Genomic DNA, 26,842 nt, shown 5'->3' on the forward strand with positions numbered 1-26,842 from the left:
TCACCACCGCCCTGCTCCTACCCGCCCTCCGCTGCGCCCACCGCGTCTGGGCATGGTCGAACTGGCGACGCCGCCGACAACACCAAGCCCGCCTATCCCACTACCGACGACGCGGACACCCACTCACCTGACTGCCGTTGCAGCACTAGGCCATGGCCGTGAGTTCGCCCAGCGAGATCCGCAGGCCAGGTTCGTTGTCTTCGGGCGCGATCGCGTCCGGCGGCCCGTCGTGCACCGCGTCGACATCGGCGCCGGCCTCGGCGTCGGGAAGGGTGGAGGTGATGGTTTACTCGCCAGCCGACGCGGGCTCGCCGGTCTCGAACTCGAGGATCCGCACCACCCGCTCGTGCGGGACCAGCCGAATGAACCGACCGTGGTAGGTGTCACTGACAGCGCAAGGGTGACCAAGCCGGGTCGAACCAGCCCGGGGCGGCGGCGGTGAACCGCGCCCGGTCCCAGCCGCCCGCGCCTTCCGGCACCGAGCCCACCAGGTCGACGCCGGTGACGCGGGGCAGATCGGTGCGGTTGCACTCGGCGGCCAGGTCCGGTTCGGCGGGCCAGGACCCGATCACCAGGCCCGTGCACCGCACCCCGGCGGATTGCAGTGTGCGGGTGGTCAATTCCGTGTGGTTGAGAGTTCCCAGCCCGGCGGCGGTGACCACCAGGACGGGCGCGCCGAGTTTCTGGGCGAGGTCGAGCAGGGTGAAATCGCCCAGGCGCACCAGCAATCCGCCCGCGCCCTCGACCAGCACGAGATCGGCGTCGGCCAGCGAGTCGACGGCGGCGGCGGTTTCGGCGAGCGTCAGCTCCGGCAGGCCGGCTCGGCGCGCGGCGGTGTCGGGCGCCAGCGGGTCCGGGTAGCGGGCGAGTTCGAGCGTCCGGGTGACGCCGGACAGGCGCTGTGCCGCCGCGAGGTCACCGGGTTCGCCGACCGCCACACCGGTCTGGCCCGGTTTGCACACCGCCACCGAGCGCCCCTCGGCCAGCGCCACGGCGGCCACGGCGGCGGTGACGACGGTCTTGCCGACGTCGGTGGAGGTTCCGGTGATCAGCAGGACGGTCATGCGGGCACCGCGCCTCGCGCCTCGGCCAGAACCTCACCCAACACCGTTGCGATGGAGTCGAGTTCGGCCGCGGTGAGGTTCGCCCGCGCGGTCAACCGCAGGCGCGAGGTGCCCTCCGGGACCGTCGGCGGACGGAAGCAGCCCACGTCCAGCCCGCGCGCCCGGCACGCCTGGGCCGCGTCGAAGGCCACCTGCGCCGGACCGAGCACCACCGACACCACCGCCGAATCCGGCGCGGGCACACCGGCGAGCCGGGCGATGTCGGCGGCGCGTTCGAGCACCCGCCCGGCCAGCTCGGGTTCGCAGCGCAGCAGGCGCAACGCGGCCCGCGCGGCGCCGACCGCGGCGGGCGCGAGACCGGTGTCGAAGATGAACGTGCGCGCCGCGTCGATCAGGTGGGCGCGCACCCGCGCACTGGCCAGCACCACACCCCCCTGCGCGGCAAGCGATTTCGACAATGTCGCGGTGACCACCAGATCCGGCGCCCCGGCGAGGCCCGACTCGTGCACCAGCCCGCGGCCGCCCGCGCCGCGCACGCCGAGCCCGTGCGCCTCGTCCACCACGAGCACCGCCCCGTTGGCCCTGGTCACCCGGTGCAGTTCGGTCAGCGGCGCGAGATCGCCGTCGGCGCTGAACACCGAATCGGTCAGCACCAGCGCACGTTCCTCGGCGCGCTCCGACAGCAGCCGGTCCACCGCCGCGACGTCGCGGTGCGGCGCGATCTCCACCCGGGCGCGGGACAACCGGCACGCGTCCACCAGCGACGCGTGACTGCCCGCGTCGGAGACCACGAGCGAGCCGCGCCCGGCGAGGGCGGTGACCGCGCCGAGATTGGCCGCGTACCCGGAGGCGAACACCAGTCCGGCTTCGGCGCCGACGAATTCGGCCAGCTCGGCTTCCAGCAGTTCGTGCTCGGCGGTGGTGCCGGTGACCAGGCGCGACCCGGTCGACCCCGCACCCCAGCGGCGCACCGCCTCGATCGCGCCCTCGATCACCTCGGGGTGGCGGACCAGACCGAGATAGTCGTTGGAGGCGAGGTCGATCGACGGAGACTGCGCGGCGCGCGGGCGTAGCTCACGGCGCAGTCCCGCGGCCACCCGCGCGGTGGCGCGCTCGTCCAACCAGCTCAACGGATCGGTAGTCACAGCTCCGCAGCATACTTGAACACCGTTCAATGCACCCACCCGCCGGCCCGCTGGTACCGTTGAGCCCATCGTTGGTGATGTCACCGGCCTGCGGTGACGAAGCTTCACCGGGGAGGAATACGGCCGGATGCCGCGGTGGGCGATAGTCGTCGAGGAAACTACGGGCTCGGGCGATCAAAAGCGCTGGTCACCCCGAATTCTCGCGGAAGTGGTCGGCACGCGCGCCCAGGCACTGGCGAAGCTGGCCGGCGTACTGCCCACCTACACCCCCGAGCACCCCAAGCTGCGCGGACGCCGCATCGTCCTGCGCGACGGCGATACCTACCTGCTGATGGTGCGCGGCTGGTCGGACGATTACCACTGCATCTTCCGAGTGTGGGAGATGGTGTCCGACAGCGACCGTCCGGGGAATTCCGACACCCGCGGCGCACCCGGCCGGCTCACGGACCGTTGAACCAATTCGGCGTATCGAGCCGGAACACCTCGCCCGGCGTCAGCACGCGCAGATCGCGCTCCAACTCGGCGAGCCGGTCCGCACCGAGCAGATCCGCCCAGCGAGCGTGGATTCGGTCGAAAGCGCGCGCCGATCGGGTCAGCACATCCTCGGCGCGGCCGGTGAGCGTGTAGACCTTGCGCCGCGCGTCGGTCGGATCCTGCCCACGCCGCAGGTAGCCCAGCCGCTCCAATGCCTCGATGTGCTTGCCCGCGGCCTGTTTCGAGACGCCGAGCGCGCGCCCGAGGTCGGCGGCCGTGCAGCCGTAGGGACCACCGCAGCGGCCGACCGCCTGGAAGACGAAGCCGTGCAGGGGGCGCAACTCGGCGTGACCGTGCTCGGCCAGTTCGGCGTGCACCTCATCGACCACGGCGCGGAAGCCGAGCAGCATGCGCATCGGCAACTCGTATCCGCCCGCGTCACTTGACATGATGGACAACCTCGTTGACTATATGGACAACCATGTTGTCTATCTTAGGTGGTAACCCCATGACCGTCATCCGACACTCCGACACCCGGCGCACCGAGACCCCCGGCGGTGTCATGACCACGCTCGCCTCGCCCACCCAGGGCGGCTCGCAGCTCGCGCTGTGGCGGGTCGACGTGCCCGCGGACACCACCGGTCCGCTGCACTTCATCGACACCGAACAGATCTGGACCGTCCTCGCCGGGCGGATCGACGTCGCCATCGACGGCGCGGAACTCAGTGCCGCCGAAGGGGATACCGTGATCCTGCCGCCGAACGTCCTGCGGCAGGTGAGCACCGCAGGCGGCTTCACCGCCATCGTGACCGCACCGGCGGGCGCCCGGGCCGGAAGGCCCGACAGCGACGGCACCATCGTCCCGCCGTGGATCGCCTGACCGGTCAGCCACCGGTCTGCGCGGCCACCGCAGCGCGCATACCCGCGGTGATCGTCGCGATGTCGCCGGACGTGCTGATGAACGGCGGCATGGCGTACACCAGGTTGCGGAACGGACGCAGCCACACCCCGGCCGCGACCGCCGCCTCGGTCGCGGCGCGCATGTCGACCGGACGGTCCAGCTCGATCACACCGATCGCGCCGAGCACCCGCGCCTCGACCACGCCGGGCAGACCGCGCACCGCATCGAGACCCGCCGTCAATTCCGCCTCGATGCGGGCCACTTCGCCGCGCCAGTCCCGCGAGCGCAGCAGCTCGATGGACGCGACGGCGACCGCGCAGGCCAGCGGATTGCCCATGAAGGTGGGCCCGTGCATGAGCCCGCCGTGCGCCGCGCTGATCGTCTCGGCGATCCGCGCGGTGCACAGCGCGGCGGCGAGCGTGAGATAACCGCCGGTCAGCGCTTTGCCGACGCACATCACATCCGGGCTCATCCCGGCGTGCTCGGCCGCGAAAAGCGTTCCGGTGCGGCCGAATCCGGTCGCGATCTCGTCGAAGACCAGCAGCACGCCGTGTTCGTCGCACAGCCTGCGCAGGTCGGTCAGATAACCGGGGTGGTGCCAGCGCATCCCGCCCGCGCCCTGCACGACCGGTTCCACGACGACCGCCGCGAGTTCGCCCGCGTGCGCGGCGAACAGGTGCTCGAGTTGCGCCACGTACTCCGGCAGATACTCGCTCGGTGGCACCGGCGCGAACACCTGGCGTGCCAGGATGTCGGTCCACAGCGAGTGCATGCCGCCCTCCGGGTCGCACACGCTCATCGGTGTGAAGGTGTCGCCGTGATATCCGCCGCGCCAGGTGAGCAATCGACGCTTCTGCGGCTTGCCCAGCGAACGCCAGTACTGCAAACACATCTTCACCGCGACCTCGACCGACACCGAGCCGGAGTCGCACAGGAACACCTTGTCCAGTCCGGCGGGTGTCGATTCGACCAGTAGTTCGGCCAGCCGGGCCGCGGGCTCGTGGGTGAGCCCGCCGAACATCACGTGACTCATGCGCCGCGACTGGGCGACGAGCGCGGCGTCGAGCACCGGATGCCGGTAACCGTGGATGGCCGCCCACCAGGAACTCATGCCGTCGACGAGCTCGCGCCCGTCGGCCAGGGTGAGCCTTGTCCCCGCGGCGGCGGCCACCACCAGCGGTTCGGTCGTCGCGGGAAAGCCGCCGTAGGGATGCCAGACGTGTTCGGCGTCGAGGGCGGTGATCTCGTCGGGGGTCAGTGCCACAGGAATCCTCGCGTCACGGCCCCGGCCCGCCGGGGCGGCTTGAACGCCGTTCAAGTTAGCATCCGAGCTGCGCGGTCCCGAAGGGCGCCTGGAGGAGTACGGGCATTTCGCACCCGACGCCGCGGCGGGCCGATATTCTTTGACGAAGTCAAAGATTGGAGCCGCCGTGACCGCTGCCCCCGCCGACATCGCCGCCGTCCGCGAATTCAACCGCCACTACACCCGGGTGATCGGCGTGCTGCGGGAAGGACTGCACGACAGCCGGTACTCGCTCACCGAAGCGCGCGTCCTGTTCGAGCTGGCGGCGTCCGACGCGACCGAGGTGGTCACGCTGCGGCACGCCCTCGACCTGGACGCGGGCTACCTCAGCCGCATCCTGGCCCGGTTCGAACAGTCCGGCCTGGTGCGACGCAATCGCTCCGGCAGCGACGGCCGCCGTCAAGAGGTCCGGCTGACCGAGCGGGGCAGGGATGTCTTCGCCACGCTCGACCAGCGCTCCAGCGACGAGGTCGGCGCCCTGCTCGACGCGCGTCTGCCCGCGACCCGGGCCCGTTTGCTCGACGCGATGCGGACCATCCAGCAGATCCTGGACCAGCCCGCCGACACGCCGACGCTCACGCTGCGCGCCCCGCGTTCCGGCGACTACGGCTGGGTGATCCAGCGCCACGCGGAGCTCTACGCGAACGAATACGGCTGGGACGCGACCTACGAGGAACTGATCGTGCGCATCGTGGCCGACTACCTGAGTTCCCGCGACGATCAACGTGAGCGCGTCTGGATCGCGGAAGCCGACGGCCGCCCGGTCGGCAGTATCTTCTGCGTCCGCGAGGACGACACCACCGCGCGGCTGCGGCTGCTCCTGGTCGAACCCACCGCGCGCGGCCTCGGCGTCGGCTCGGCGCTCGTCGACGAATGCCTGCGCTTCGCCACCGCGGCGGGATACCGGGAGATCGTGCTGTGGACCAACGACGTGCTCACCGCCGCACGGCGCGTCTACCAGCGCGCGGGATTCGAGCTGGTCGAGCAGAGCCCGCATCACAGTTGGGGCCACGACCTGGTGGGCCAGACCTGGCGGCGGTCACTCGCGCCCGCGGACTGACCGCCCGGGTAGCCGACCGGTCTTCGGGCGGCGGATCGTCGCCGACCGCCGACCACTCGGCGCGACCCGTTCGCCCTCGCCCTGTCGTGGGACTTTCAGGACGGCTGTCCGGCGGGCATCCCGGTGTTGCTGCGGTGTGCCGTGCTCGGCGGTCCGGCACGCGTCGCGGTACGCCCCGGCTATCCGCGACGCCGGCCGGAAAACGCCGCCGACCTCCCCTGATCCACCCAGCCAGAACCACCCGCGCATCCGGACGCCCGGCTGCCGCTACTGTCGTTGCCATGGCTCAGCCCGACGCAGCGCCCGGCGACGCGACACCACTGGGTGTCTGGCCCGGCACCGCCTATCCCCTCGGGGCCACCTACGACGGCGCTGGCACCAATTTCTCGGTGTTCTCGGAGGTTGCCGACGCGGTCGAACTCTGCCTGGTCGACGGGGACGGCGCCGAGACCAGGATCTCGCTCGACGAGGTGGACGGCTACGTCTGGCACGCGTATCTTCCCGGGGTCGATCCCGGTCAGCGCTACGGATTCCGGGTGCACGGCCCCTACGACCCCGATCGTGGATTGCGCTGCGACGCGAGCAAGTTGCTGCTCGATCCGTACGGCAAGGCCTTCGACGGCGACTTCGACGATCATCCCTCGCTGCACACCTACGGACTGGATTCGCTCGGCCACACGATGACCGGCGTGGTGATCAACCCCTACTTCGACTGGGGCGCCGACCGCGCGCCGAACCGGCCCTACCACGAGACCGTCATCTACGAGGCGCATGTCAAGGGCATGACGATGACCCACCCCGAGGTGCCCGAGGAATTGCGCGGCACCTACTCCGGCATCGCGCACCCGGCGATCGTCGAGCATTTGAAGGGGTTGGGCGTCACCGCGATCGAGCTGATGCCGGTGCACCAGTTCCTGCACGACCGTGTGCTGCTCGACCAAGGGCTGCGGAACTACTGGGGGTACAACAGCTTCGGCTACCTCGCGCCGCACAACGGGTACGCGGCGATGGACCGCGCCGGCTCGGCGGTCACCGAGTTCAAGGCGATGGTGCGGGCGCTGCACGCCGAGGGCATCGAGGTGATTCTCGACGTGGTCTACAACCACACCGCCGAGGGCAACCACCGCGGCCCGACGATCGGCTTCCGCGGCATCGACAACGCCGCCTACTACCGCTTGGTCGACGACGACCCCTCGCACTACATGGATTACACGGGCACCGGCAACAGCCTCAACGTGCGCCACCCGCACACTTTGCAGCTGATCATGGACTCGCTGCGGTACTGGATCCTGGAGATGCACGTCGACGGATTCCGTTTCGATCTGGCCGCGACGCTGGCGCGCGAACTGCACGACGTGGACCGGCTGTCGACCTTCTTCGACCTGGTGCAGCAGGATCCGGTGGTGAGCCAGGTCAAGCTCATCGCCGAACCGTGGGACGTCGGCGAGGGCGGCTACCAGGTGGGCAATTTCCCCGGCCTGTGGACGGAGTGGAACGGCAAATTCCGCGACACCGTGCGCGACTACTGGCGCGGCGAACCGGCGGCCCTGGGCGAGTTCGCTTCTCGGCTCACCGGCTCCTCGGACCTGTACGAGGCCACCGGGCGCAGGCCGAGCGCGAGCATCAACTTCGTCACCGCGCACGACGGATTCACCCTGCGGGACCTGGTGTCCTATAACGAGAAACACAACGAGGCCAACGGCGAGGACAACCGGGACGGCGAGAGCTGGAACCGCTCGTGGAACTGCGGTGTCGAAGGGCCGACCGACGACCCGGAGATCCTCGCGCTGCGCGCGCGGCAGAGCCGCAATCTGCTGGCGACGCTGATGCTCAGCCAGGGTGTGCCGATGCTCGCGCACGGCGACGAGATGGGCCGCACCCAGCACGGCAACAACAACGTCTACTGCCAGGACTCGCCGCTGGCCTGGATGGACTGGTCGCTGCGCGAAGAGAACGCCGATCTGCTCGAATTCACGCGTGCGGTGATCGCGTTGCGCACCGAGCATCCGGTCTTCCGGCGCCGCCGCTTCCTGGCGGGCGGCCCGATCCGTTCGGCGGACGACGCCCGCGACATCGCGTGGCTCACCCCGTCCGGTGAGGAGATGACCGAAGCGGACTGGGACAGCGGATTCGGCAAGTCGATGGCGGTCTATCTCAACGGCGAGGCGATCCCCGAGCCCGGCCCGCGCGGCGAGCGGATCACCGACGATTCGTTCCTGCTGTGTTTCAACGCCCACGACGCGGCTATCGACTTCGTGCTACCCCGCACCAGCGAGGGCGCGGAATGGTCGGTGGCACTGGATTGCTCGACGCCGACCGGCCTGGCCGACGCCGGTTATGCCGGGGGCGCGACCGTCACCGTCCGAGCCCGCTGTCTCCTCGTCCTCCGCCAGGCCACCTGACCCGAATGCCGATGAACGCACCCGACTCCTCCGAGATATACGTGACCGACCCGGTGTCCCTCCGACGCAAGCCCGCCCGCCAGACCACGATCCGCAGCACCTACCGGCTCCAGCTGCGGCCGGACGCACTGACCTTCGCCGAAGCGCGCGCCATCGCGGAATATCTTCAGCAGCTGGGCATTTCCCACCTGTACCTCTCGCCGATCCTGACCGCGGCGCACGGCTCGACGCACGGCTACGACGTCACCGACCCGACTACGGTCTCCGCCGCCCTCGGCGGACCGACCGGACTCAAGGCTCTCGCCGACGAGGTGCGCAGCCGCGGCATGGGACTGATCGTCGACCTGGTGCCCAACCACGTCGGGGTCGCCGATCCGCGGCAGAACGCCTGGTGGTGGGACGTCCTGCGGAACGGCCAGGAGTCGAGGTTCGCGCCGTACTTCGACATCGACTGGAGCCCGGGCAACGGCGCGGGCGGCCGCCTGGCGCTGCCGGTGTTGCAGAGCGAGAACGACCCGGCCGCCTTGACCGTCGACCGCTCCGGCGCCGAACCCATGCTCGCGCTGCACGACCTGCGTTTCCCGATCGCGCCGGGCACCGACGGGGACAACGCGCTGCGCATCCACGACAAGCAGCACTACCGCCTGGTGAGCTGGAAGGCCGGGCTGTGCACCTACCGGCGTTTCTTCGCGGTCAGCAGCCTGGCCGGGATCCGTCAGGAGAGCCCCGAGGTCTTCGAGGTCACCCACCGCGAACTCGCCGCGTGGTGCGAGCACGACCTGATCGACGGCGTACGGGTCGACCATCCGGACGGTCTGTCCGACCCCGCCGGGTACCTCACCCGGCTGCGCAGGGTGATCGGCCCGCACCGGCTGCTGCTGGTGGAGAAGATCCTGGCCAACCGCGAGCCGCTGGACGCGACGCTGCCGATCGACGGCACCACCGGCTACGAGGCGCTGGCCGATTTCGGCGGCGTGCTGGTCGATCCGCGCGGCGAACACGCGCTCACCGAACTGTCACGGCGAGTCGCCGGGCACGGCAGCGACCGGGCCTGGATCGGCGAGACCGAGCACCGGATCAAGCGGGCGGTCGCGGAAAGCGTGCTGGCGCCGGAGGTCCGGCGGCTGGTGGCCGCGATCAAACAGGACGCGAACGCCGAGAGTTTCGACACCATGGCGCTGACCAACGCCACCATCGAGGTGCTGGCGTTCATGCCGGTGTACCGGGCCGACTACGCGCCGCTGGCCGGGATGGCCGGTGCGGTGATCGCCGAGGTGGAAAAGCGCAACAGCGAGCTCACCGCGCCGCTGGCGGTCCTGGTCGCGGCGCTGGCCGCCGACGGGGGCGCGGCGGTGCGCTTCAGCCAGGTCTGCGGCGCGGTGACCGCGAAGGCGGTCGAGGACACCATGTTCTATCAGGCCGCGCGGCTGGTCTCGTTGCAGGAGGTGGGCGGCAATCCGGCGCGCTTCGGCCACTCGCTCAACGAGTTCCATCTGTCCAACAGCCAGCGCGCGCAGCTCTGGCCCGCGACCATGACGACGCTGTCCACGCACGACACCAAGCGCGGCGAGGACGTGCGCGCCCGCATCGGCGTGCTGTCGCAGGCCGCGGAGACCTGGGCACGCAATGTCGACTCCTGGTTGGAGACCACTCCCGCCCCGGACGGCGCGACGGCGCTGTTCCTGTTGCAGAACATGTTCGGCGTGTGGCCCGCGGACGGGCGACCGGCCGCGTCGGTGCCGGGCCTGCGCGAGCGCCTGCACGCGTTCGCCGAGAAAGCGATGCGGGAGGCGAACACCAAGACCTCCTGGGAGGAGCCCGACGCCGAGTTCGAGTCCGCCGTGCACGCGTGGCTGGACGCGGTGATCGACGGACCGGTGGGCTCCGAACTCGGCGACCTGGTGCACGAGCTGGCGCCGCACGCCTGGTCCGACGCGTTGTCGCAGAAACTCCTGCAACTGTGCGGCCCGGGCATCCCGGACGTCTACCAGGGCTGCGAACTGTGGGAGGACTCCCTCGTCGACCCGGACAACCGCAGACCGGTGGACTTCGCCGCCCGCGCGGGCATGCTGCAATCGCTCACCGGCACACCGGCGCTGGACACCACCGGCGCGGCGAAGATGTGGATCGTCGCCTATGCCCTGTGGTTGCGCCGCGAACGTCCCGACTGCTTCGTCGGCGGCGCCTACCGCCCGCTGTTCGCCACCGGCGACCACGCCGCCAAGGTGGTCTCCTACGCCCGCGGCCGCACGGGCGAGGCGCCCGAGGTCATCGTCGCCGCCACCCGCCACAGCGTGGGGCTGGCCGAGAGCGGGTGGGGCGACACGTTCCTCGACCTGCCCGCGGGCAGCTGGACCGACCGGCTGACCGGCCACACCTTCCAGGGCCGGGCGAGGCTGGAGAAGATGTTCGGCCGGCTGCCCGTCGCGCTACTGGTGCGCTGACAGCTCGAGCGGGGGCGCGTCGGCCACCGCGGAAGCGCGCACGATCTCTTTGGCGAACACCCCGCGGATCTGCTCGAAGGTCTTCTCCGGGATCACCCCGCCCAGCTCCTCGCGCCAGCGCCGCAGGTTCGCGGGATGGTAGTCCAGCGCGTCCTGGGTGCTGGTGGCCAGCCGGACCCCTTGGTCGGTGGGCGTGGATATCCGGCGCCAGGAATCCCAGTGGAAGCGGCGGCTGCGCGGATTGCGCAGCGTCCGGAGCACATTCAGGATGCGGTAGCCGATGCCCAGGGAATCGTGCAGCCGCATGTGGTCCCCGTTGGTGGCGTCGCAGCGTTCGGACAACTTGGCCAGCCGATCGCGATCGAAGGCCAGCCCCACCGACTCCGCCTCGCGGACCATCCACTGCAACGTCGCGTCGGACAGGCCGCATTCGGCGTAGCCGCCGCCGATATCGCTGTGCACACCGGGGAACCACACCTGCTTGACCCGCTCGAACCCGCGCCGGTACTTCACGGTCGGCTCGACCGGAACCTCCCACAGGGACGGTTCGAAGTTGCGCCGCCGCTCATCGATGGCCAGCGCTTGACGGGCGCAGTGCACGTGGCGAGAGAGCTTGACATCGTGGAACCGGTGCCGCAGCGAGGTGACGCCCGGCACGCCGAGCGCGCCGACGGTATCGAACACGCCGAGGAAATCGATCTTCGCTCGCCTGCAGTTCTCCCGGCGGAACTCCCGCCACTGCTCGGGTTCGGGCGGGTCCGGGTTCTCCGGCGTCGGCGCGGGCGGGCGCTGCCGGTAGATCCGCAGGGCCTCCGGGTACTTGCCCGCGATCATCGCTTCCGGGGTCATGATGCCGATACGGCTGATCAGGCCGGCCAGGCTGCGCGCGGTGAAGGCGCCGCGACTGAAGCCGAAGATGTAGATCTCGTCGCCCTTTTCCCAGTTCAGGGCCAAATGCCAGTACGCGGACGACAGGTTCGCCTCGAGCCCGAGGCCGAACGCGCCGCCGACCAGCCGATCGGTGAGAAAACCGCGGGCGCCGGGACCGGAGACGTAGGTGACCCACTGCTGGATCGTCTCCCCCTCCGGTCCCGGCGCGTCGAACCGGATCGTCTGCGCGATTTTGACAATGTTCGAAACCGTGCTGCTCGACTCGGCCTTCCAGGTGCCGTCGCAACATACAACCAGGCGTTTCATGCGCTGATCCTCTCGCTGGTGTCCCACCGAAACCCGCGTACTCGACTACTCGAATTCATCGCGGAACGGACCGGACAGCGTTAATGGCATTGCCGGAATACGCGAGTCGGCGCGCGGGCGAAGCGCTGCGACCCGGTGACGCCGAACGAGTTACGGGTGCTCGCACACCGTCGAACGAGGATTCGGGTAGCCGGCGAGGCCCCTGATCGCGCTCGCTACGAGTGCCGTTGACCCGGCTCATCGCGCCGCACGGAGGCCAGCCCGATCAGCCAGCGCGCCGCACCGAGCGCGGCCGCGACGAGCACCGCGATCTGCAGAGATCCCGTGATCAGCGCCAGGACGAGAAAAGCCGCCAGCCCGACGAACAGCGCGTCGAGCTTGTAGACCGGCCACGCGCTGCCGGCGATATCTATCGTGGCGCTGCGGGCCGGAGGATGGACGACTGCCATCTCCTCAGGGTAGTCGGAACCGGAAGTTCGGGCCAGCGAACTTTTGTCGCCGGGAACACAGTGGATCGGCGCGGCGTTGCCGCAGACATGCCACTGACAGGTGAATACGAACCGAGTACATCCGACTGGGCACGGGAACAAGCCGAGAAGTACGAGAACTCCGGCGGCACCGAGGGTGCGACTTTGCAGGGCAAGCCCATCATCCTGCTCACCACCAAAGGCGCTAAGACCGGCAAGCTGCGCAAGACACCGCTGATGCGGGTGGAGCACGACGGGGAATACGCCGTGGTCGCCTCGCTGGGCGGTGCGCCGAAGCACCCGGTCTGGTACTACAACATCAAGGCCGAACCGCACGTCGAGCTGCGCGACGGCACGGTCACCAAGGACTACACCGCGCGCGAGGTCTTCGGCGAGGAGAAGGCCCAGTGGTGGGATCGAGCGGTCCAGGTGTGGCCGGACTACGCGAACTACCAGACCAAGACCGACCGTCAGATCCCGGTCTTCGTCCTCACTCCCCGGTAGCTCCGGCGCAGGTAGCACGGGTTTCACTGCCACCCGCCGCACTCGACCGGCGCGGCGGGTGGCAGCATGTTCGGGGTGTCCGATCCGCTTGATGTCCTCGACGCACTGTCCGCTTCTCGTCCCGCGCTCACCGCGGACGAGATCGATGCTGCCGCCAAGCGAATTGCCGACGTCATCGAGCCGACCCCGCTACAGCGCAGCGAGCGACTGTCCAAACTGACCGGGGCGAACGTCTACCTCAAACGCGAGGATCTCAGCGCGGTCCGCTCCTACAAGCTGCGCGGCGCCTACAACCTGGTGGTGCAGCTGACCGAGGACGAGCGCGCCGCGGGTGTGGTCGCGGCCAGCGCGGGCAACCACGCGCAGGGCGTCGCGTTCGCGTGCCAGGCGATGGGGATCAAAGGCCGCATCTACGTGCCGACCACGACGCCGAAGCAGAAGCGCGACCGCATCCGGGTGCACGGCGGCGAGTTCGTCGAGCTGATCGCGGTCGGCGAGACCTACGACGCCGCCGCCACCGCCGCCGCGGCCGATGTGGAGCGCACCGGCGCGACCATGGTCCCCCCGTTCGACGACGCGCGCACCGCGGCCGGTCAAGGCACCATCGCCGCGGAGATCCTGGAGCAGCTCGCCGACCCGCCCGACCTGGTGATCGTGCCCGTGGGTGGCGGCGGCTGCCTCGCCGGTATCGGCACCTACATGCGTGCGCGCTCGCCCCGCACCGCCATCCTCGGCGTGGAGCCCGCGGGCGCGGCCTCGATGACCGCGGCCCTGGTGGCAGGCGGTCCGGTCACTCTGCCGGAGATCGACCCGTTCGTGGACGGGGCCGCGGTGCGCCGGGTCGGCTCCGTGCCGTACGCGGCGGTGTCCGGGTTCGGCGGGCGAGTGGTCTCGCACGCCTCGCTGCCGTTGCTGACCATCACCGAATCGCCCAGGGGCGCGGGCGCTTTCCAGATGATGCAGGTCGACGAGGGCGCGATCTGCACGACCATGCTCGACCTGTACCAGAACGAGGGCATCATCGCCGAGCCCGCGGGCGCGCTCACCACCACGGCGCTCGCGGAGATCACCGTGGAGCCGGGCTCGACGGTGGTGTGCCTGGTGTCCGGCGGCAACAACGACGTGTCCCGCTACGGCGAGATCATCGAGCGCTCCCTGGTCCATCGCGGCCTCAAGCACTATTTCCTGGTGGACTTCCCGCAGGAACCCGGCGCGCTGCGCCGCTTCCTCAACGAGGTGCTCGGCCCCGACGACGACATCACCCTGTTCGAGTACGTCAAGCGCAACAACCGCGAGACGGGCGCGGCGCTGGTCGGCATCGAACTCGGCGCGCCGGACGGGCTCGGGCCGCTGCTGGAACGGATGCGGCATTCCCCGATCCAGTGCGAGCGCCTCGAGCCGGATTCTCCGGCGTACCGCTACCTGACCTGACCTGTATTTCGGCACCTCAGGGGCCCTGGGTTCCTGACCCGAGCCCGGATATCCGCGCGTCAGGCAGCCTCGGTACCCGACCCGAGCTCAGATGGCTGCGCGTCCGGCGATCCCTGGGCTCCGGATCCGAGCCCAGAAATCTGCACGTCAGGCCGCTTCGAGCACCTGACCCGAACCCGGACATCCGCGCGTCGAGCGGCCTCGGGGTACCTGGCCTGAACCCGGATTTCCGCGCGCCAGGCGACCTCGGTTACCTGACCCGAACCCAGAAATCCGCACGTCAGGCCGCCTCGAGTACCTGACCCGAACCCGGACATCCGCGCGCCAGGCCGCCTCGAGTACCTGACCCGAACCCGAAGTTCCGCGCCTCAGGCAGCCTTGGGCGCTGCCGTGGCCGGTATCCGGCGCCGGTTCGCGCGCAGGCAGTTCAGCAGCAGGGGCAGCAGCCAGAAGGCCGCCGACTGGTCGTAGCTGAGCTGAGCGGCGGAGAGCCGGTTGTGCACGAAGCCGACCGACAGGCCGAGCCGGGGTTCGGCCCAGCCGAAGGAACCGCCGAGGCCGATGTGCCCGAACCCGGCGTGGGCGCCCGGCATCGGCAGGGAGTGGTAGCCCAGTCGCCACATCATCGGCAAGTAGAACAGCGCGCGATCGGGCTGATAGGTCTCGATGCGGCGCAGTGCCTTCATGGTGTGGCCGCCGAGGTACTTGCGGCCGCCCAGCATGCCGTCGTTGGCCAGCGCGCCGTACATCTTCGCCAGCGCGGGCGCGGTGCACACCCCGTTGCCCGCGCCGAGTTCGGTGTCCAGGATCGGCGGGCTGACGCCCTCGAGGATGCCTTCCAGACCGGGCAGGAACAGGCAGCGCGTCGCGGCGCCGAGCGCGCCCGGAATCCGGTGGCTGCGGCCCAGAACCGCGGCGCCGAGCGGCTTGCCGAGCAGGCTCAGCTGGGTGCCTGCCAGCGGCGCGTAGGTGATCGGCGCGTCGGCCGGCGGCCTGCCCAGGTACAGGCCCTCGATGCCGAGCGGCTCGGCCACCTCGGTACGGAACAGTTCGCTCAGGCCGGCGCCGGTGATCGCGCGCGTCAGGCCGCCGACCAGCCAGCCGAAGGTGAGCGCGTGGTAGGTGGGAACGCCGAGCAGGCGGTCGGGCTTCGCCCCGGCCAAGCGACGCTCCATGAGCTCGTGGTCGAGCACGTCGGCGAGTCCCCCGGTGGCGATCGGGGCCAGCGCGGACAGCCCCGCCCGGTGGGTCAGCAGCTGACGCACCGTGATCTTGCGCTTGCCGTTGAAGCCGAATTCCGGCCAGTACTCCGCGACCGGGGCGGAGTAGTCGAGCAAGCCGCGGTCGGCGAGGCGGTGCACGACGGTGGCGGCGATCCCTTTGGTGGCGGAGAAGATGATCGTGCCGGTATCCCTGGTCCACGGAGCGTCACCACCAGAGCCGACCCAGATGTCCACCAGCGGCTCTCCGTGCCGGTGCAGCGTGAACGCCGCGCCCGCACCCCGGCGATTGCCGAACGTCCGTGCGAAAGCCCGCACGAACGGTGCGAATTCGGCGGCGGCGCTGCCGCCCATCCCCGGGGGAAGAACCGCGAGGTCCCCGGAAGCGACGTTGCTCATCTCTCCACGGTAATGGCGCGGACCGATTCCGGCAAAGCGCCTGTCTCGGACAGTTGTACGGCCGTTATCCGGCGCCGCCGGTAAATCGCCGGAAAAGACCGCGTGGAGTGGGTATCCCACGCCCTCAACGCGGGCCGGGCGGCGCCGTCTCCAGCAGCGCGAACGAGTGGCCGGGAACGGTTGTCGCCGAAGGCCCGATCGTCGGGGGTTCCCAGTACAGCAGAGGGATGCCCGCGATGGGCACCGCGACCTGGTCCTCGCCCAGGTTGCACACCAGGGCCAGCGTGCCGCGATGCACGACGATCCACCGCGCGGCCTCGTCGTAGTCCACCGAGACGTGCGTCAGCCAGGGATCGCTGAGTTCCGCCCGGCCGCGGCGCAGGGCGAGCAGGGCGCGATAGCAGGACAGCAGCCGCGCGTGCGCGGGCTCGTCGGGTTCGGTCCAGTCGAGCTTGGAGCGCAGGAAGGTCTTCAGATCCTGCGGGTCGGGCACCTCACCGGCGGGCCAGCCGTGTGCGGCGAACTCCTTCTTGCGCCCGGATGCGGTGGCGGCGGCGACCTCCGGGTCGGTGTGCGAGGTGAAGAACTGGAATGGCGTGCCCGCGCCCCACTCCTCCCCCATGAACAGCATCGGCGTGAACGGCCCGCACAGCACGAGGGCGGCCTTGACGGCCAGCTGCCCGTCGGTCAGATAGGCGCTCGGCCGGTCGCCGAGCGCACGGTTGCCGATCTGGTCGTGGTCGCAGGTGTAGGCCAGCAGCGCGCTTCCCGGGATCAGGCCACGGTCGATCGGGCGGCCGTGCGTCCGGCCCCGGAAGCTGGAATACGTTGCGGCGTGGAAGAACCCGTGCTTCAGCGTCCGCGCCAGGCAGCGCAGCGAGCCGAAATCGGCGTAATAACCCTGCCGCTCACCCGAGACGGCGGTGTGCACGGCATGGTGCAGGTCGTCGTTCCACTGCGCGGTCAAGCCGTAGCCACCGGCCGCGCGCGGGGTGATCAGCGTCGGATCGTTGAGGTCGCTCTCCGCGATCAGCGTCAGCGGCCTGCGTACGTGGGTGGCGAGGCGCTCGACGGCGACCGACAGGTCGGCCAGCAAGTGGGTGGCGGTGCGGTCGACCAGGGCGTGCACCGCGTCCAGGCGCAGCGCGTCGATGTGGAAATCGCGCAGCCAGCGCAGTGCGTTGTCGATGATGTAGGCGCGCACGTGATCGGACTGCGGCCCGTCGAGGTTGAGGCTCCGCCCCCAGGTGTTGTGCCCGTCGGTCAGGTAGGGCGCGAAGCGCGGCAGGTAGTTGCCCGAGGGCCCGAGATGGTTGTAGACGACGTCCAGGCAGACCGCCAGCCCACGGGCGTGACAGGCGTTCACGAACCGTTGCAGGCCGTCGGGCCCGCCGTAGCTCTCCTGCACCGCGTACCAGAGCACGCCGTCGTAGCCCCAGTTGTGCGTGCCGTCGAAGGCGTTCACCGGCATCAGTTCCACCACGGTGACGCCCAGCGCGACGAGATGATCGAGCCGCTCGATCGCGGCGTCGAAGGTGCCTTCGGCGGTGAAGGTCCCGATGTGCAGCTCGTAGTAGACCGCCCCGGCCTGCGGCCGCCCGGTCCAGCCCGCGTCGGTCCAGGCCGCCGGATCGAGGGTGTGCAGGGCCGAGCGAGCGTGCACGCCGTCGGGCTGGCGGGGTGAGCGGGGGTCGGGCAGCACGGTCGGATCGTCGTCCAGCAGGAAGCCGTACCTGGCCCCGCTCGCGGCGGGTAGGTCGGCGCGCCACCACCCGTCCGGCGACCGCCTCATCGAGTGGACGACACCCTCCAGATCCAGCCGCACCGACCCCGGTCGCGGCGCCCACACCTCGAACACAGCCACCGCGCCAGCATCGCACAGGCACGCCCGGCCCGCCCGACACGGACACCGGCCCCGGGAGCAGGCCCGCCCTCCGGCTCCCTCTGGTTCCCGGGGACGATTCCTGACAGAGTGGAGATCATGGGCGTTTATGCCGAGCACGTGGTGCCGCGGATCGTCAACCTGGCCTGCGGGATGCGGGACTTGGACCCGCTGCGCGAGCGGGCGTGCGCCGGACTGCACGGACGGGTCGTGGAACTCGGTTTCGGTTCGGGCCTGAACGTGCCGTTCTATCCGGCGCCGGTAGCGTCGGTGCGCGCGGTCGAGCCCGCCGATCTGGGCTGGCGGCTGGCGAGCGGCCGCGTCGCCGCCGCCACCGTGCCGATCGAGCGGGCCGGACTGGACGGCCAGGCGCTGCCTTTCTCGGACAACACCTTCGACTGCGCGTTGTCGACCTGGACGATGTGCACCATTCCCGACATCGCCGCCGCGCTCGCCGAGGTGCGCCGGGTGCTCGTTCCCGGCGGAACCCTGCACTTCGTCGAACACGGGCTGGCGCCGGACGAGAAGGTGCGGGTGTGGCAGAACCGGCTGAACCCGGTCCAGAAACGACTGTTCGGCGGCTGCCACCTGAACCGCGACATTCGCGGCTTGGTGGCAGGCGCCGGTTTCGAGATCCGCGACGCCGAGTCGTTCTACGGGGAGAACGCTCCCCGCTTTCTGGTCGCCCAGACGCTCGGTGTCGCGGTGTCGCCGTGAGAATCAGACGATGCGCACCGACAAGGTGTAGGTCGCGTTGCCTCGGCTCGGTTCCACCGAGATGGTGTAGTAGCCGCTTCGCGGCAGGGTGATCCGGCTCCAGGTCTCCTCGAGGCACAGGACGCTCCCGTCCGGGGCGGTGGTGGTGAACCGCGCGTTGCCTTCGACCGAGGTGAGCTCGGTGATCAGCGTCTGTCCCGCGCGCGCCTCGAACGCATAGGTGTCGGCGTCGCCACGGACCACCGCTCCGTCGATCGACGCGCGATCGCTTCCCGGCGCGAACTTGATCTCGTAGACCGAACCCGCGTTCGCGGCGCCCGCGCCGACCGTCGCGACGGCGAATGCGGCCGCGAGCACCGTCACGCCGAGTACGAGCAGACGCAGGCTGCGGAAGATGGCTTGCATGATGATCCTCGTTTTCCTTGGTGGACAACCTTGTCCCAGCACTGTCCGCGATCCCGCCTATCGAATGCTTAACAGCCGCTTGGAAATCGAGACAGCGACTGCCTCCGACAGTATTGGAACGATCTGTTCAAAACTGTGCTAGCCTGAGTCCGTGGCACGACCCAGGTTGTTCGACGAGGACCGCGCGGTGGACGCGGCGATGAACGCGTTCTGGCGCGCGGGATACGAGGCGACCTCCACCGAGGACCTCTGCGCCGCGACCGGACTGGGCCGCAGCAGCATCTACAACACCTTCACCAGCAAGCGCGACCTGTTCGGGCGCGCCCTGCGCCACTACATGGCGACCAAGAACGCCGCCACGTTCGACCTGCTCGACAGCCTGGCCGAGGGGCGGGCCAAGATTCGCGCACTGCTGTGGCAGATCGTCGAGGCCCCGGAGGAGGACCCGCTCGGCTGTCTCGTGGTGAACTCGACGATCGAACTGGCCCCGCGCGACCCCGAACTGGCCGCCGTGCTCGCCGCCGACCACGAGCGACGGCTCGCCGTGCTGACGGACGTGTTCGAGGCGGCCAGGCGCGCGGGCGAGATCGCGGCGGACAAGAACCCGTCCGCGCTGGCTCACTTCGTGATCGCCACGATCGGCGGCATGCGGGTCGCCGCACGCGGCGGCGCGGACCGCGAGACGCTGGCCGCCATAGCGACCACCGCCCTCGACGCTCTCTGAGTCAAGCCTTTTCGGCGACGGTTCTGCCGCGCCCTCATTTTGGATAGATCAGTACAAAACAAGGAGGTACCGATGCCCGTGGCGATCTATGTCCTGGGTCTGTCGATCTTCGCCCAGGGCACCTCGGAGCTGATGCTCGCGGGCCTGCTCACCGAAATGGCCGGAGACCTGGGCGTCTCCGTGCCACGCGCGGGCCTGCTCATCTCGGCGTTCGCCCTGGGCATGCTGGTGGGCGCACCGGTGCTGGCGGTGGTGACGCTGCGCTGGTCGCGGCGCACCGCGCTGCTGGCCTTCCTCGCGGTCTTCGTCGGCACCCACGTGGTCGGCGCGCTCACCTCGGACTACTGGGTCCTGTTCGCGACCAGGGTGGTCGGCGCGTTCGTCTACGCCGGGTTCTGGGCGGTGGCCGCGACGACGGCGATCAGCCTGGTGCCGCCCACCGCGCGCGGCAAAGCGATGAGCATCGTCGCGGGCGGGCTGACCTTGGCCATCCTCATCGGACTCCCCGCCGGCACCGTGATCGGCCAGCAACTGGGCTGGCGTGCGGCGTTCTGGGCGGTCGCGCTGCTGTCGGCCGTCGCGATGATCGGGGTGCTGGCGAAGATCCCCGGCGGACGCCCCGCCGCACCGCCGCGGCTGCGCACCGAACTGCGCACGATGCTGCGCCCCGAGCTCTGGCTGTCCTACGCCACCACCGCGCTCGCCATCGCCGCGCTGATGGTCACCTTCGCCTACCTCGGCGCGCTCCTGTCGCGCGCCACGGGCCTGGCGGACGGCTGGATCCCGGTGGTGCTCGGCATCTACGGACTCGGCTCCCTGCTCGGCATCGCCATCGGCGGACGTACCGCCGACATCCGCCCGCTGACCAGCCTGTACGTCGGCATCACCGGCGGCGTGCTCACCTCCGCGCTGCTGGCCCTCACAACCGAGCACGCCGTGCCCGTGGTCGTGCTGTCGTTCCTGTTGGGTGCCTTCGGTTTCGGCATCAACCCGACCTTGAACAGCCGCGTCTTCACCCTCGCGGGCGACGCGCCCACCCTGGCGGGAGCCACCAACATCTCCTCGTTCAATGTCGGCATCACCGCAGGCCCGTGGCTCGGCGGCCTGGCGATCGGCGCGGGCCTCGGTTACGACGCGGTCGCCTGGATCGGCGCGGTGCTCGGCATCGCGGCGCTGGGTGTCGTCGCATGCAGCCATGCCCTGCACCGCAAGCATGCGATGCGGGCTACGGCCGATTCACCCGCCCCCGCACTGGTCGAAGCGGTCCGGTAGCTCCCTCGCGCACAGGCAGCGGCCCTGGCTCGACTACGCGCAGATCGGATGCAGGGCCGCTGCTGTGGTCCGGCCGTGATCTCGTTCAGGCCAGCGGATCATCAGCGCGGTCGAGCCAGAACACCCTCGGCGGCCGCTAGCGCAAGTGCGTCGCCGCGGTCGCCGTGCCGATCGAGCGGACGGATCGGCCACCACCGCATCCGGGCAGCAGGCGGCAAGGACTTCCGGACACGAATAAGGCCCGATCCGCTAGCAGACCGGGCCTACGTTCATGCAACCGGATGCCTACGAGCGGTCGAACTCACCACTGTGCGCACCAGCGACGAAGGCATCCCACTCGCCGGGTGTGAACACCAATGCCGGGCCGCTGGGGTTCTTGGAGTCTCGCACGCCGACCATGCCCCGGTCGAGGAAGGCGACTTCCACGCAATCCTTAGCTCCCCCGCTTCGGGTGCTCTTGAACCAGCGGGCACCGGACAGGTCGATCATTTCATCAGCTCCTTCATGCTCGCCAGCACCAAATCTCTAGATGCTGCTTCGGGTAACGCTACCTGCGCCAGCCTATGGATGACGTCCGCGTACTGAGCCACTTCGACGTCGCGCTCCAGATAGAGATCCCCAACGTAACCCTCGATGTAGACGACCGGCGGCTCGACCTGCCTCGACGTCGGCAGCGGCGGAAAATCGAACATGACAAACGGCGATCGAGGGATATACGCAACCGGGGTCTGGGCATCGAACGGCACGATACGCAGCGAGACATTCGACATCTCGGACAGCTCGACCAGATGCCGGAACTGATCCGAGGTGACCCCCGGTCCGCCCACCAGATAGCGCAAGACGGCCTCAGAGAGAATTGCGTCGAAATGGAAATCGCTGTCGTTCAACAGATCTTGCCGCTTCATTACGAAGTCCAGCACACGCTCTACCTCCTCCGACGGCACGTTCGGACGCTCGGCCCACACAAGCGCACGACGGTATTCGCGGGTCTGCAACAGCCCCGGTATCAAGATCGTTTGCCACGTGACGATGCGGCGCGCAGCCTCCTCCAGCGCCAGATAGTGATTGAAAGCTTTCGGGATCACGTCCGCGTGGGCTCGCCACAAGCCGCCTTTGGACGTTGGGGCCTCTCGGATTTCCTGGGCGAGGTCCAGCAATAGTCTGCGTTCCTCGTCGCTGGCGTTGAATGCATTGGCTAGGGCGTTGATGATCAGATCGGTGGTCTTGGTGACCTTGCCGTCCTCCAATCGACCATACGTCTGAGGTGACGTCTCGATGATCCGCGCGGCTGCGTTTTGCGAGATGACGTTGCGCTCCCGCAGTTCTCGCAGTTGGCGGCCCAAGGCTCGCCTAGGCAAGGTAGATCCAGCGGTCATTTCGTTCCCCCTTGCTAACTGGATGCATGAAATATGGCATGCCCCACGGTGGAATGCCTTGTCATGAAATGGTGGCGATTCCACCGCAGATCTACCACGATAGCCCTGCGAATGCCGGTGTGGCTCACATCTACTGAGGAAGCGCCCGGTGCAGGCCAGCCCCTATAGCACTGGGGGACATCGCCTGGAGGCCCGGAGAGCCAAGCAGCGATGGTCCGGTATCTCGGAGACGGTCATCTCGCCGGACCCTGCACCGGGCGCGTACCAAGACTAGGCCAGGAGCGCGCTATGCCTACGGCGATCATCTTTTTGCGAGCCGATCTGTTCGGCAAGGTAGAGACTCGGGACGTACAGGAACTTCACTGCGGCAGACTCGCTTCGGCCTACGGGCTCCAGGTGGACCGGACGATCATCGCCGACAGAGCCGACCCGATCCCGTGGACGCTCAAGGAAGCGGTCGGCCTGGGATACCAAGTGCTGATCACCTACTCACTGGCGCACATCGACTTCAGAGCCCCGGAGATCGTGCAGCGATGCGGATTGCTCGTCGGGCACCCCTACGGCTGGTATCACAAGGGCCACACCGGAATCATCGTGGGCATGTCGATGGCGCCTTCGCGGCGCTGAACCGGAAGCCCCGGAGTTGGGAACTCTCCGGCTCCGGGCTTCGCGGCGATGATGGTCGGACAGACTGGAAGACTCGCTGCATCACGCTCAGTTCGGTGATCGCGTGGTCAAGCAGTCAGACAACCTGGTCCGAGCAGTGCCTTGAGGTCGCCCATCAGTGCCGAGGACGGTGAGACGCGCAAGCGTTCATCGAGTTTCAGCAGCGTGGTCTTGTCCCGGGCGCCGACATGCCGGATATGGACATCCGACGTGCCGGGGTGCCTGGACAGGACCCGCTTGAGTTCACCGATCTTGTCCGGTGTGCACATGCGGGTGGTGACGGTGACCGCGAGCGGCTTGGCCACCCCGACGGCGGACAGGTCGGGCACGGCGAGATCGTTGGCGATCAACGAGATCCGGTCGTCGCGGACCGAGACGCGGGCCTTGACCAGCACCACGGCGTCCTCCACGACGTCCATCCCGTACACCGAGTACGACTGCGGGAAGAACAGCACCTCGATGCCACCGGTGAGGTCTTCCAACTGGGCCGAGGCCCAGGCCAGGCCGTTCTTGTTGATGCGCCGGTTCACCGAGGCCAGGATGCCGCCGACGGTCACCTGGGTGCCGTCTTTGATGTCGCCTTCCAGGATGGCGGGGATCTGCGTGTCGGCCTGCGCCGCGAGCACGTGCTCGACGCCGTTGAGCGGATGCCCGGACACGTACAAGCCGAGCATCTCCCGCTCCAGAGCGAGCCGATGCTTGGACTCCCACTCCTCGTCGGGCACCTTCACGTTGAACACCGAGGTCACCGATTCATCCGCGTCCAAGCCGCCGAACAGGTCGAATTGACCTATCGCCTCGGCCTTCTTGGTGGCCATCACGGCGTCGATGGCGTCGGAGTGGATCAGCATCAGGCCCTTGCGGGGATGCCCCAGAGAGTCGAATCCGCCCGCCTTGATCAGCGATTCGGTGACCTTCTTGCTCGCGGCGATCGCGTCGATCTTGTTCAGGTAGTCGGAGAAATCGGTGAACTTCGACTTCTCCTTGCGTGCCTGGATGATCGAAGCGACGACGTTCGCGCCGACGTTGCGCACCGCGCCGAGCCCGAAGCGGATGTCCTTGCCGACGGAGGCGAAGTTCTGCTCGGACTCGTTGACGTCCGGCGGCAGCACGGTGATGCCGAGGCGGCGGCAGTCGGAGAGGTAGACGGCGGCCTTGTCCTTGTCGTCGCCGACGGAGGTGAGCAGACCCGCCATGTACTCGGCCGGGTAGTTGGCCTTGAGGTAGGCGGTCCAGAAGGAGACGAGGCCGTAGCCCGCGGCGTGCGACTTGTTGAACGCGTAGCCGGCGAACGGAAGGATGGTGTCCCACAGGGCTTTCACCGCGGCCTCGGAGAAGCCGTTCGCGGTCATGCCCTCGTGGAAGCCCTTGTACTCGGCCTCGAGCACCTCGAGCTTCTTCTTACCCATGGCCTTGCGCAGCGCGTCGGCCTTGCCCATCGAGTAGGAGGCGACCTTCTGCGCGATGAACATGATCTGCTCTTGGTAGACGATCAAGCCGTAGGTCTCGGCGAGGATCTCCTTGAGCGGTTCCTCCAGCTCCGGGTGGATCGGCTTGATCGGCTGCCGCCCGTTCTTGCGGTCGGCGTAGTCGTTGTGCGCGTTCATGCCCATCGGGCCGGGCCGGTACAGCGCGAGCACGGCGACGATGTCGTTGAATCCAGTGGGCTGCATGCGGCGCAGCAGGTCGCGCATGGGGCCGCCGTCGAGCTGGAAGACGCCGAGCGTGTCACCGCGCGAGAGCAATTCGTAGGTCGCGGGATCGTCCAGCGGCAGGTTGTCCATGTCCAGGTCGATGCCGCGGTTGGCCTTGATGTTGTCCAGCGCGTCACCGATCACGGTGAGGTTGCGCAGACCGAGGAAGTCCATTTTCAACAGGCCGATGGCCTCGCAGGACGGGTAGTCCCAGCCGGTGATGATCGCCCCGTCCTGGGGCCGCTTCCACACCGGGATGGCGTCCATCAACGGCTCGGAGGACATGATCACCGCGCAGGCGTGCACACCGGCGTTGCGGATCAGGCCCTCGAGGCCGCGGGCGGTCTCGTAGATCTTGGCCACGTCCGGGTTGCTGCCGATGAGCTCGCGCACCTCGGCGGCTTCCTTGTACCGCTCGTGGTCGGGGTCCATGATGCCCGACAGCGGGATGTCCTTGGCCATGATCGGCGGCGGGAGCGCCTTGGAGATCTGGTCGGCGATCGCGAAGCCGGGCTGGCCGAACTGGACGCGCGCGGAGTCCTTGATCGCGGCCTTGGTCTTGATCGTGCCGAAGGTGATCACCTGGGCGACCCGGTCGGTGCCCCACTTCTCGGTGGCGTAGCGGACCATCTCACCGCGGCGGCGATCGTCGAAGTCGATATCGATATCGGGCGCGGACGGGCGCTCCGGGTTGAGGAACCGCTCGAACAGCAGGCCGTGCGGCAGCGGGTCGATATTGGTGATGCCGAGCGCGTAGGCCACCAGCGAACCGGCCGCCGAACCACGGCCGGGGCCGACCCGGATGCCGACTTCCCGCGCGTGCTTGACGAGGTCGCCGACGACGAGGAAGTAGGCGGGGAAGCCCTTCTGCTTGATGACGTCGAGTTCGAAGTAGGCGCGGGTGTAGTACTCCTCGGGCACCCCGTCGGGGAACCGGCGCGCCAGGCCGCGGTCGACCTCTTTGCGCAGCCAGGAGTCCTGGTCCTCGCCCTCTGGGACGGGGAAGACCGGCATGCGGTCCTTGAAGGCCCACACGTCGTCGTAGGACTGCACCCGCTCGCCGATCAGCACCGTGTTGTCGCAGGCGCCGGGCACCTCGGCGTCCCACAGCGCGCGCATCTCTTCGGCGGACTTCAGGTAGTAGCCGTCACCGTCGAACTTGAACCGCGTGGGGTCCGACAGCGTCTTGCCGGTCTGCACGCACAGCAGCGCCTCGTGGTTGCTCGACTGATCCTTGGTGACGTAGTGGCAGTCGTTGGTGGCCAGCGCCGGAATGCCCAATTGCTTGCCGACGTTCAGCAATCCCTCGCGGACCCGGCGCTCGATGGACAGCCCGTGGTCCATGATCTCGAGGAAGAAGTTGTCCTTGCCGAAGATCTCCTGCCACTTGGCGGCGGCCTCCAGCGCCTCACGGTCGTGGCCGAGGCGCAGGCGGGTCTGCACCTCGCCGGAGGGGCAACCGGTGGTCGCGATGATGCCTTCGGCGTACTGGGCGATGATCTCCGCGTCCATGCGCGCCCACTTGCCGAGCTGGCCTTCGATGGAGGCCAGCGAGGAGAGCTTGAACAGGTTGCGCAGGCCGGTCGCGTTCTCGGCGACCATGGTCATGTGGGTGTAGGCGCCGGAGCCGGAGACGTCGTCGCCCTTCTGGCTCGGATCGCCCCACTGCACGCGCTTGGTCTCGAACCGGGAGGCGGGCGCGATGTAGGCCTCGATGCCGATGATCGGCTTGATGTCGGCTTTCTTGGCGGAGTTGTAGAACTCCGAGGCCCCGTACATGTTGCCGTGGTCGGTCATCCCGACCGCGTTCATCCCCAGCCGTTTCGCCTCCGCGAACAGTGGCGAGATCTTGGCCGCACCATCGAGCATGGAGTACTCGGTGTGGTTGTGCAGATGGACGAACGATCCGGACGAGGCGGCCAAGACGGTCCTTCCTCCCAAGGTCTCGACGGGGGTTGGCTGGACCGATTCTAGGCGGGCCCACCGACTGCTTTGGACCGGCACGCGGGCACGACTCAGGCGACCGGCGTGTCGGTGGGGAAGATCACCGGCGCGTCCTGGGGACTCGCCGCAGGACGACCGATTTCCGCGAGTG

At 68.9% G+C, this 26,842-nt stretch carries 23 protein-coding genes; 11 read left to right on the plus strand and 12 right to left on the minus strand.

All coding sequences use genetic code 11. The features are described 5' to 3' along the window. Nucleotides 1-383: 383 nt before the first annotated feature. Both bioD and LTT66_RS02115 read right to left on the minus strand, forming a co-directional pair. Nucleotides 384-1,064: a dethiobiotin synthase gene (gene bioD, locus LTT66_RS02110; protein WP_233063451.1), complete on the minus strand. Its 681-nt coding sequence runs from the start codon at nt 1,062-1,064 to the stop codon at nt 384-386. Then, nucleotides 1,061-2,209 (minus strand): 8-amino-7-oxononanoate synthase, encoded by a 1,149-nt coding sequence (locus LTT66_RS02115; RefSeq protein ID WP_233063452.1) that lies wholly within the window; start codon nt 2,207-2,209, stop codon nt 1,061-1,063. Before LTT66_RS02115 ends, bioD begins: the two co-directional genes overlap by 4 nt. A gap of 127 nt (nt 2,210-2,336) precedes the next feature. Here LTT66_RS02115 and LTT66_RS02120 point away from each other — a divergent pair, with 127 nt between their 5' ends. After that, complete coding sequence (locus tag LTT66_RS02120) at nt 2,337-2,663, plus strand: hypothetical protein (protein WP_233063453.1); 327 nt, start codon at nt 2,337-2,339, stop codon at nt 2,661-2,663. On the opposite strand, the gene LTT66_RS02125 is transcribed toward LTT66_RS02120, so the two are convergent. Next, entirely contained in the window at nt 2,650-3,132 is a 483-nt protein-coding gene (locus tag LTT66_RS02125) for a MarR family winged helix-turn-helix transcriptional regulator (protein ID WP_233063454.1), read from the minus strand. The two genes, LTT66_RS02120 and LTT66_RS02125, sit on opposite strands and share 14 nt — an antisense overlap. Before the next feature lie 59 nt (nt 3,133-3,191). On the opposite strand from LTT66_RS02125, the gene LTT66_RS02130 reads away from it, so the two are divergent. Continuing rightward, on the plus strand, nt 3,192-3,563 hold the full coding sequence (locus LTT66_RS02130; RefSeq protein ID WP_181720142.1) for a cupin domain-containing protein: 372 nt from the start codon (nt 3,192-3,194) through the stop codon (nt 3,561-3,563). 4 nt (nt 3,564-3,567) lie between these two features. On the opposite strand, the gene LTT66_RS02135 is transcribed toward LTT66_RS02130, so the two are convergent. After that, the gene (locus tag LTT66_RS02135) at nt 3,568-4,848 is read right to left on the minus strand and encodes an adenosylmethionine--8-amino-7-oxononanoate transaminase (protein WP_233063455.1); all 1,281 of its coding nucleotides are present in this window, start codon (nt 4,846-4,848) and stop codon (nt 3,568-3,570) included. A 166-nt stretch (nt 4,849-5,014) separates the two neighbouring features. Here LTT66_RS02135 and LTT66_RS02140 point away from each other — a divergent pair, with 166 nt between their 5' ends. The 3 genes from LTT66_RS02140 to treY all read left to right on the plus strand — a co-directional run bounded on the left by LTT66_RS02140 (nt 5,015) and on the right by treY (nt 10,793). Beyond that, nucleotides 5,015-5,947, plus strand: coding sequence for a bifunctional helix-turn-helix transcriptional regulator/GNAT family N-acetyltransferase (locus LTT66_RS02140; protein ID WP_233063456.1), 933 nt, complete (start codon nt 5,015-5,017; stop codon nt 5,945-5,947). A 281-nt stretch (nt 5,948-6,228) separates the two neighbouring features. Beyond that, the gene (glgX, locus tag LTT66_RS02145; RefSeq protein WP_233063457.1) at nt 6,229-8,349 is read left to right on the plus strand and encodes a glycogen debranching protein GlgX; all 2,121 of its coding nucleotides are present in this window, start codon (nt 6,229-6,231) and stop codon (nt 8,347-8,349) included. 11 nt (nt 8,350-8,360) lie between these two features. After that, nucleotides 8,361-10,793, plus strand: coding sequence for a malto-oligosyltrehalose synthase (treY, locus tag LTT66_RS02150; protein WP_233063458.1), 2,433 nt, complete (start codon nt 8,361-8,363; stop codon nt 10,791-10,793). Here treY and LTT66_RS02155 read toward each other — a convergent pair. Further along, a complete protein-coding gene (locus tag LTT66_RS02155; RefSeq protein ID WP_233063459.1) occupies nt 10,779-11,990 on the minus strand; it encodes a DUF2235 domain-containing protein in 1,212 nt (403 codons plus the stop codon). The genes treY and LTT66_RS02155 overlap by 15 nt on opposite strands. A 215-nt stretch (nt 11,991-12,205) precedes the next feature. Beyond that, on the minus strand, nt 12,206-12,439 hold the full coding sequence (locus LTT66_RS02160) for a hypothetical protein (RefSeq protein WP_181720148.1): 234 nt from the start codon (nt 12,437-12,439) through the stop codon (nt 12,206-12,208). 87 nt (nt 12,440-12,526) lie between these two features. Between LTT66_RS02160 and LTT66_RS02165 the strand changes: the two genes are divergently transcribed. Both LTT66_RS02165 and ilvA read left to right on the plus strand, forming a co-directional pair. After that, complete coding sequence (locus tag LTT66_RS02165) at nt 12,527-12,961, plus strand: nitroreductase family deazaflavin-dependent oxidoreductase (RefSeq protein ID WP_181720149.1); 435 nt, start codon at nt 12,527-12,529, stop codon at nt 12,959-12,961. Between the two features lie 75 nt (nt 12,962-13,036). Next, complete coding sequence (gene ilvA, locus LTT66_RS02170; protein WP_233063461.1) at nt 13,037-14,392, plus strand: threonine ammonia-lyase IlvA; 1,356 nt, start codon at nt 13,037-13,039, stop codon at nt 14,390-14,392. Nucleotides 14,393-14,760: 368 nt separating this feature from the next. Here the strand turns inward: ilvA and LTT66_RS02175 are convergent, their stop codons facing one another. After that, entirely contained in the window at nt 14,761-16,011 is a 1,251-nt protein-coding gene (locus LTT66_RS02175) for a serine hydrolase domain-containing protein (protein ID WP_233063463.1), read from the minus strand. Between the two features lie 124 nt (nt 16,012-16,135). Continuing rightward, on the minus strand, nt 16,136-17,875 hold the full coding sequence (treZ, locus tag LTT66_RS02180) for a malto-oligosyltrehalose trehalohydrolase (protein ID WP_233063465.1): 1,740 nt from the start codon (nt 17,873-17,875) through the stop codon (nt 16,136-16,138). Between the two features lie 117 nt (nt 17,876-17,992). On the opposite strand from treZ, the gene LTT66_RS02185 reads away from it, so the two are divergent. Further along, entirely contained in the window at nt 17,993-18,610 is a 618-nt protein-coding gene (locus LTT66_RS02185) for a class I SAM-dependent methyltransferase (RefSeq protein WP_233063467.1), read from the plus strand. A gap of 3 nt (nt 18,611-18,613) precedes the next feature. On the opposite strand, the gene LTT66_RS02190 is transcribed toward LTT66_RS02185, so the two are convergent. Continuing rightward, nucleotides 18,614-19,015 (minus strand): hypothetical protein, encoded by a 402-nt coding sequence (locus LTT66_RS02190; RefSeq protein ID WP_181720154.1) that lies wholly within the window; start codon nt 19,013-19,015, stop codon nt 18,614-18,616. A gap of 151 nt (nt 19,016-19,166) precedes the next feature. Here LTT66_RS02190 and LTT66_RS02195 point away from each other — a divergent pair, with 151 nt between their 5' ends. Both LTT66_RS02195 and LTT66_RS02200 read left to right on the plus strand, forming a co-directional pair. After that, nucleotides 19,167-19,739, plus strand: a complete 573-nt coding sequence (locus tag LTT66_RS02195; RefSeq protein ID WP_233063468.1) for a TetR/AcrR family transcriptional regulator — start codon at nt 19,167-19,169, stop codon at nt 19,737-19,739. A 72-nt stretch (nt 19,740-19,811) separates the two neighbouring features. Beyond that, nucleotides 19,812-21,011, plus strand: a complete 1,200-nt coding sequence (locus LTT66_RS02200; RefSeq protein ID WP_233063469.1) for a Cmx/CmrA family chloramphenicol efflux MFS transporter — start codon at nt 19,812-19,814, stop codon at nt 21,009-21,011. A gap of 285 nt (nt 21,012-21,296) precedes the next feature. On the opposite strand, the gene LTT66_RS02205 is transcribed toward LTT66_RS02200, so the two are convergent. Continuing rightward, complete coding sequence (locus tag LTT66_RS02205; RefSeq protein WP_233063470.1) at nt 21,297-21,500, minus strand: DUF397 domain-containing protein; 204 nt, start codon at nt 21,498-21,500, stop codon at nt 21,297-21,299. Continuing rightward, nucleotides 21,497-22,387, minus strand: coding sequence for a helix-turn-helix domain-containing protein (locus LTT66_RS02210; protein ID WP_233063471.1), 891 nt, complete (start codon nt 22,385-22,387; stop codon nt 21,497-21,499). The genes LTT66_RS02205 and LTT66_RS02210 overlap by 4 nt, the downstream gene beginning before the upstream one ends. Nucleotides 22,388-22,675: 288 nt before the next feature. On the opposite strand from LTT66_RS02210, the gene LTT66_RS02215 reads away from it, so the two are divergent. Then, nucleotides 22,676-23,014 (plus strand): hypothetical protein, encoded by a 339-nt coding sequence (locus LTT66_RS02215; protein WP_233063472.1) that lies wholly within the window; start codon nt 22,676-22,678, stop codon nt 23,012-23,014. 107 nt (nt 23,015-23,121) lie between these two features. On the opposite strand, the gene dnaE is transcribed toward LTT66_RS02215, so the two are convergent. Beyond that, nucleotides 23,122-26,616: a DNA polymerase III subunit alpha gene (gene dnaE / locus LTT66_RS02220; protein WP_233068956.1), complete on the minus strand. Its 3,495-nt coding sequence runs from the start codon at nt 26,614-26,616 to the stop codon at nt 23,122-23,124. Nucleotides 26,617-26,842: the final 226 nt, after the last annotated feature.

The organism is Nocardia gipuzkoensis, assembly GCF_021183645.1.
GTDB lineage: Bacteria > Actinomycetota > Actinomycetes > Mycobacteriales > Mycobacteriaceae > Nocardia > Nocardia abscessus.

What these genes read in the sequence shown, in the direction of transcription:
- bioD (WP_233063451.1), bottom strand. Translation starts at nt 1,064, where the DNA reads ATGACCGTCCTGCTGATCACCGGAACCTCCACCGACGTCGGCAAGACC.
- LTT66_RS02120 (WP_233063453.1), top strand. Translation starts at nt 2,337, where the DNA reads ATGCCGCGGTGGGCGATAGTCGTCGAGGAAACTACGGGCTCGGGCGAT.
- LTT66_RS02125 (WP_233063454.1), bottom strand. Translation starts at nt 3,132, where the DNA reads ATGTCAAGTGACGCGGGCGGATACGAGTTGCCGATGCGCATGCTGCTC.
- LTT66_RS02130 (WP_181720142.1), top strand. Translation starts at nt 3,192, where the DNA reads ATGACCGTCATCCGACACTCCGACACCCGGCGCACCGAGACCCCCGGC.
- glgX (WP_233063457.1), top strand. Translation starts at nt 6,229, where the DNA reads ATGGCTCAGCCCGACGCAGCGCCCGGCGACGCGACACCACTGGGTGTC.
- treY (WP_233063458.1), top strand. Translation starts at nt 8,361, where the DNA reads ATGAACGCACCCGACTCCTCCGAGATATACGTGACCGACCCGGTGTCC.
- LTT66_RS02155 (WP_233063459.1), bottom strand. Translation starts at nt 11,990, where the DNA reads ATGAAACGCCTGGTTGTATGTTGCGACGGCACCTGGAAGGCCGAGTCG.
- LTT66_RS02160 (WP_181720148.1), bottom strand. Translation starts at nt 12,439, where the DNA reads ATGGCAGTCGTCCATCCTCCGGCCCGCAGCGCCACGATAGATATCGCC.
- LTT66_RS02165 (WP_181720149.1), top strand. Translation starts at nt 12,527, where the DNA reads ATGCCACTGACAGGTGAATACGAACCGAGTACATCCGACTGGGCACGG.
- LTT66_RS02175 (WP_233063463.1), bottom strand. Translation starts at nt 16,011, where the DNA reads ATGAGCAACGTCGCTTCCGGGGACCTCGCGGTTCTTCCCCCGGGGATG.
- LTT66_RS02185 (WP_233063467.1), top strand. Translation starts at nt 17,993, where the DNA reads ATGGGCGTTTATGCCGAGCACGTGGTGCCGCGGATCGTCAACCTGGCC.
- LTT66_RS02190 (WP_181720154.1), bottom strand. Translation starts at nt 19,015, where the DNA reads ATGCAAGCCATCTTCCGCAGCCTGCGTCTGCTCGTACTCGGCGTGACG.
- LTT66_RS02200 (WP_233063469.1), top strand. Translation starts at nt 19,812, where the DNA reads ATGCCCGTGGCGATCTATGTCCTGGGTCTGTCGATCTTCGCCCAGGGC.
- LTT66_RS02205 (WP_233063470.1), bottom strand. Translation starts at nt 21,500, where the DNA reads ATGATCGACCTGTCCGGTGCCCGCTGGTTCAAGAGCACCCGAAGCGGG.
- LTT66_RS02210 (WP_233063471.1), bottom strand. Translation starts at nt 22,387, where the DNA reads ATGACCGCTGGATCTACCTTGCCTAGGCGAGCCTTGGGCCGCCAACTG.
- LTT66_RS02215 (WP_233063472.1), top strand. Translation starts at nt 22,676, where the DNA reads ATGCCTACGGCGATCATCTTTTTGCGAGCCGATCTGTTCGGCAAGGTA.
- dnaE (WP_233068956.1), bottom strand. Translation starts at nt 26,616, where the DNA reads ATGCTCGATGGTGCGGCCAAGATCTCGCCACTGTTCGCGGAGGCGAAA.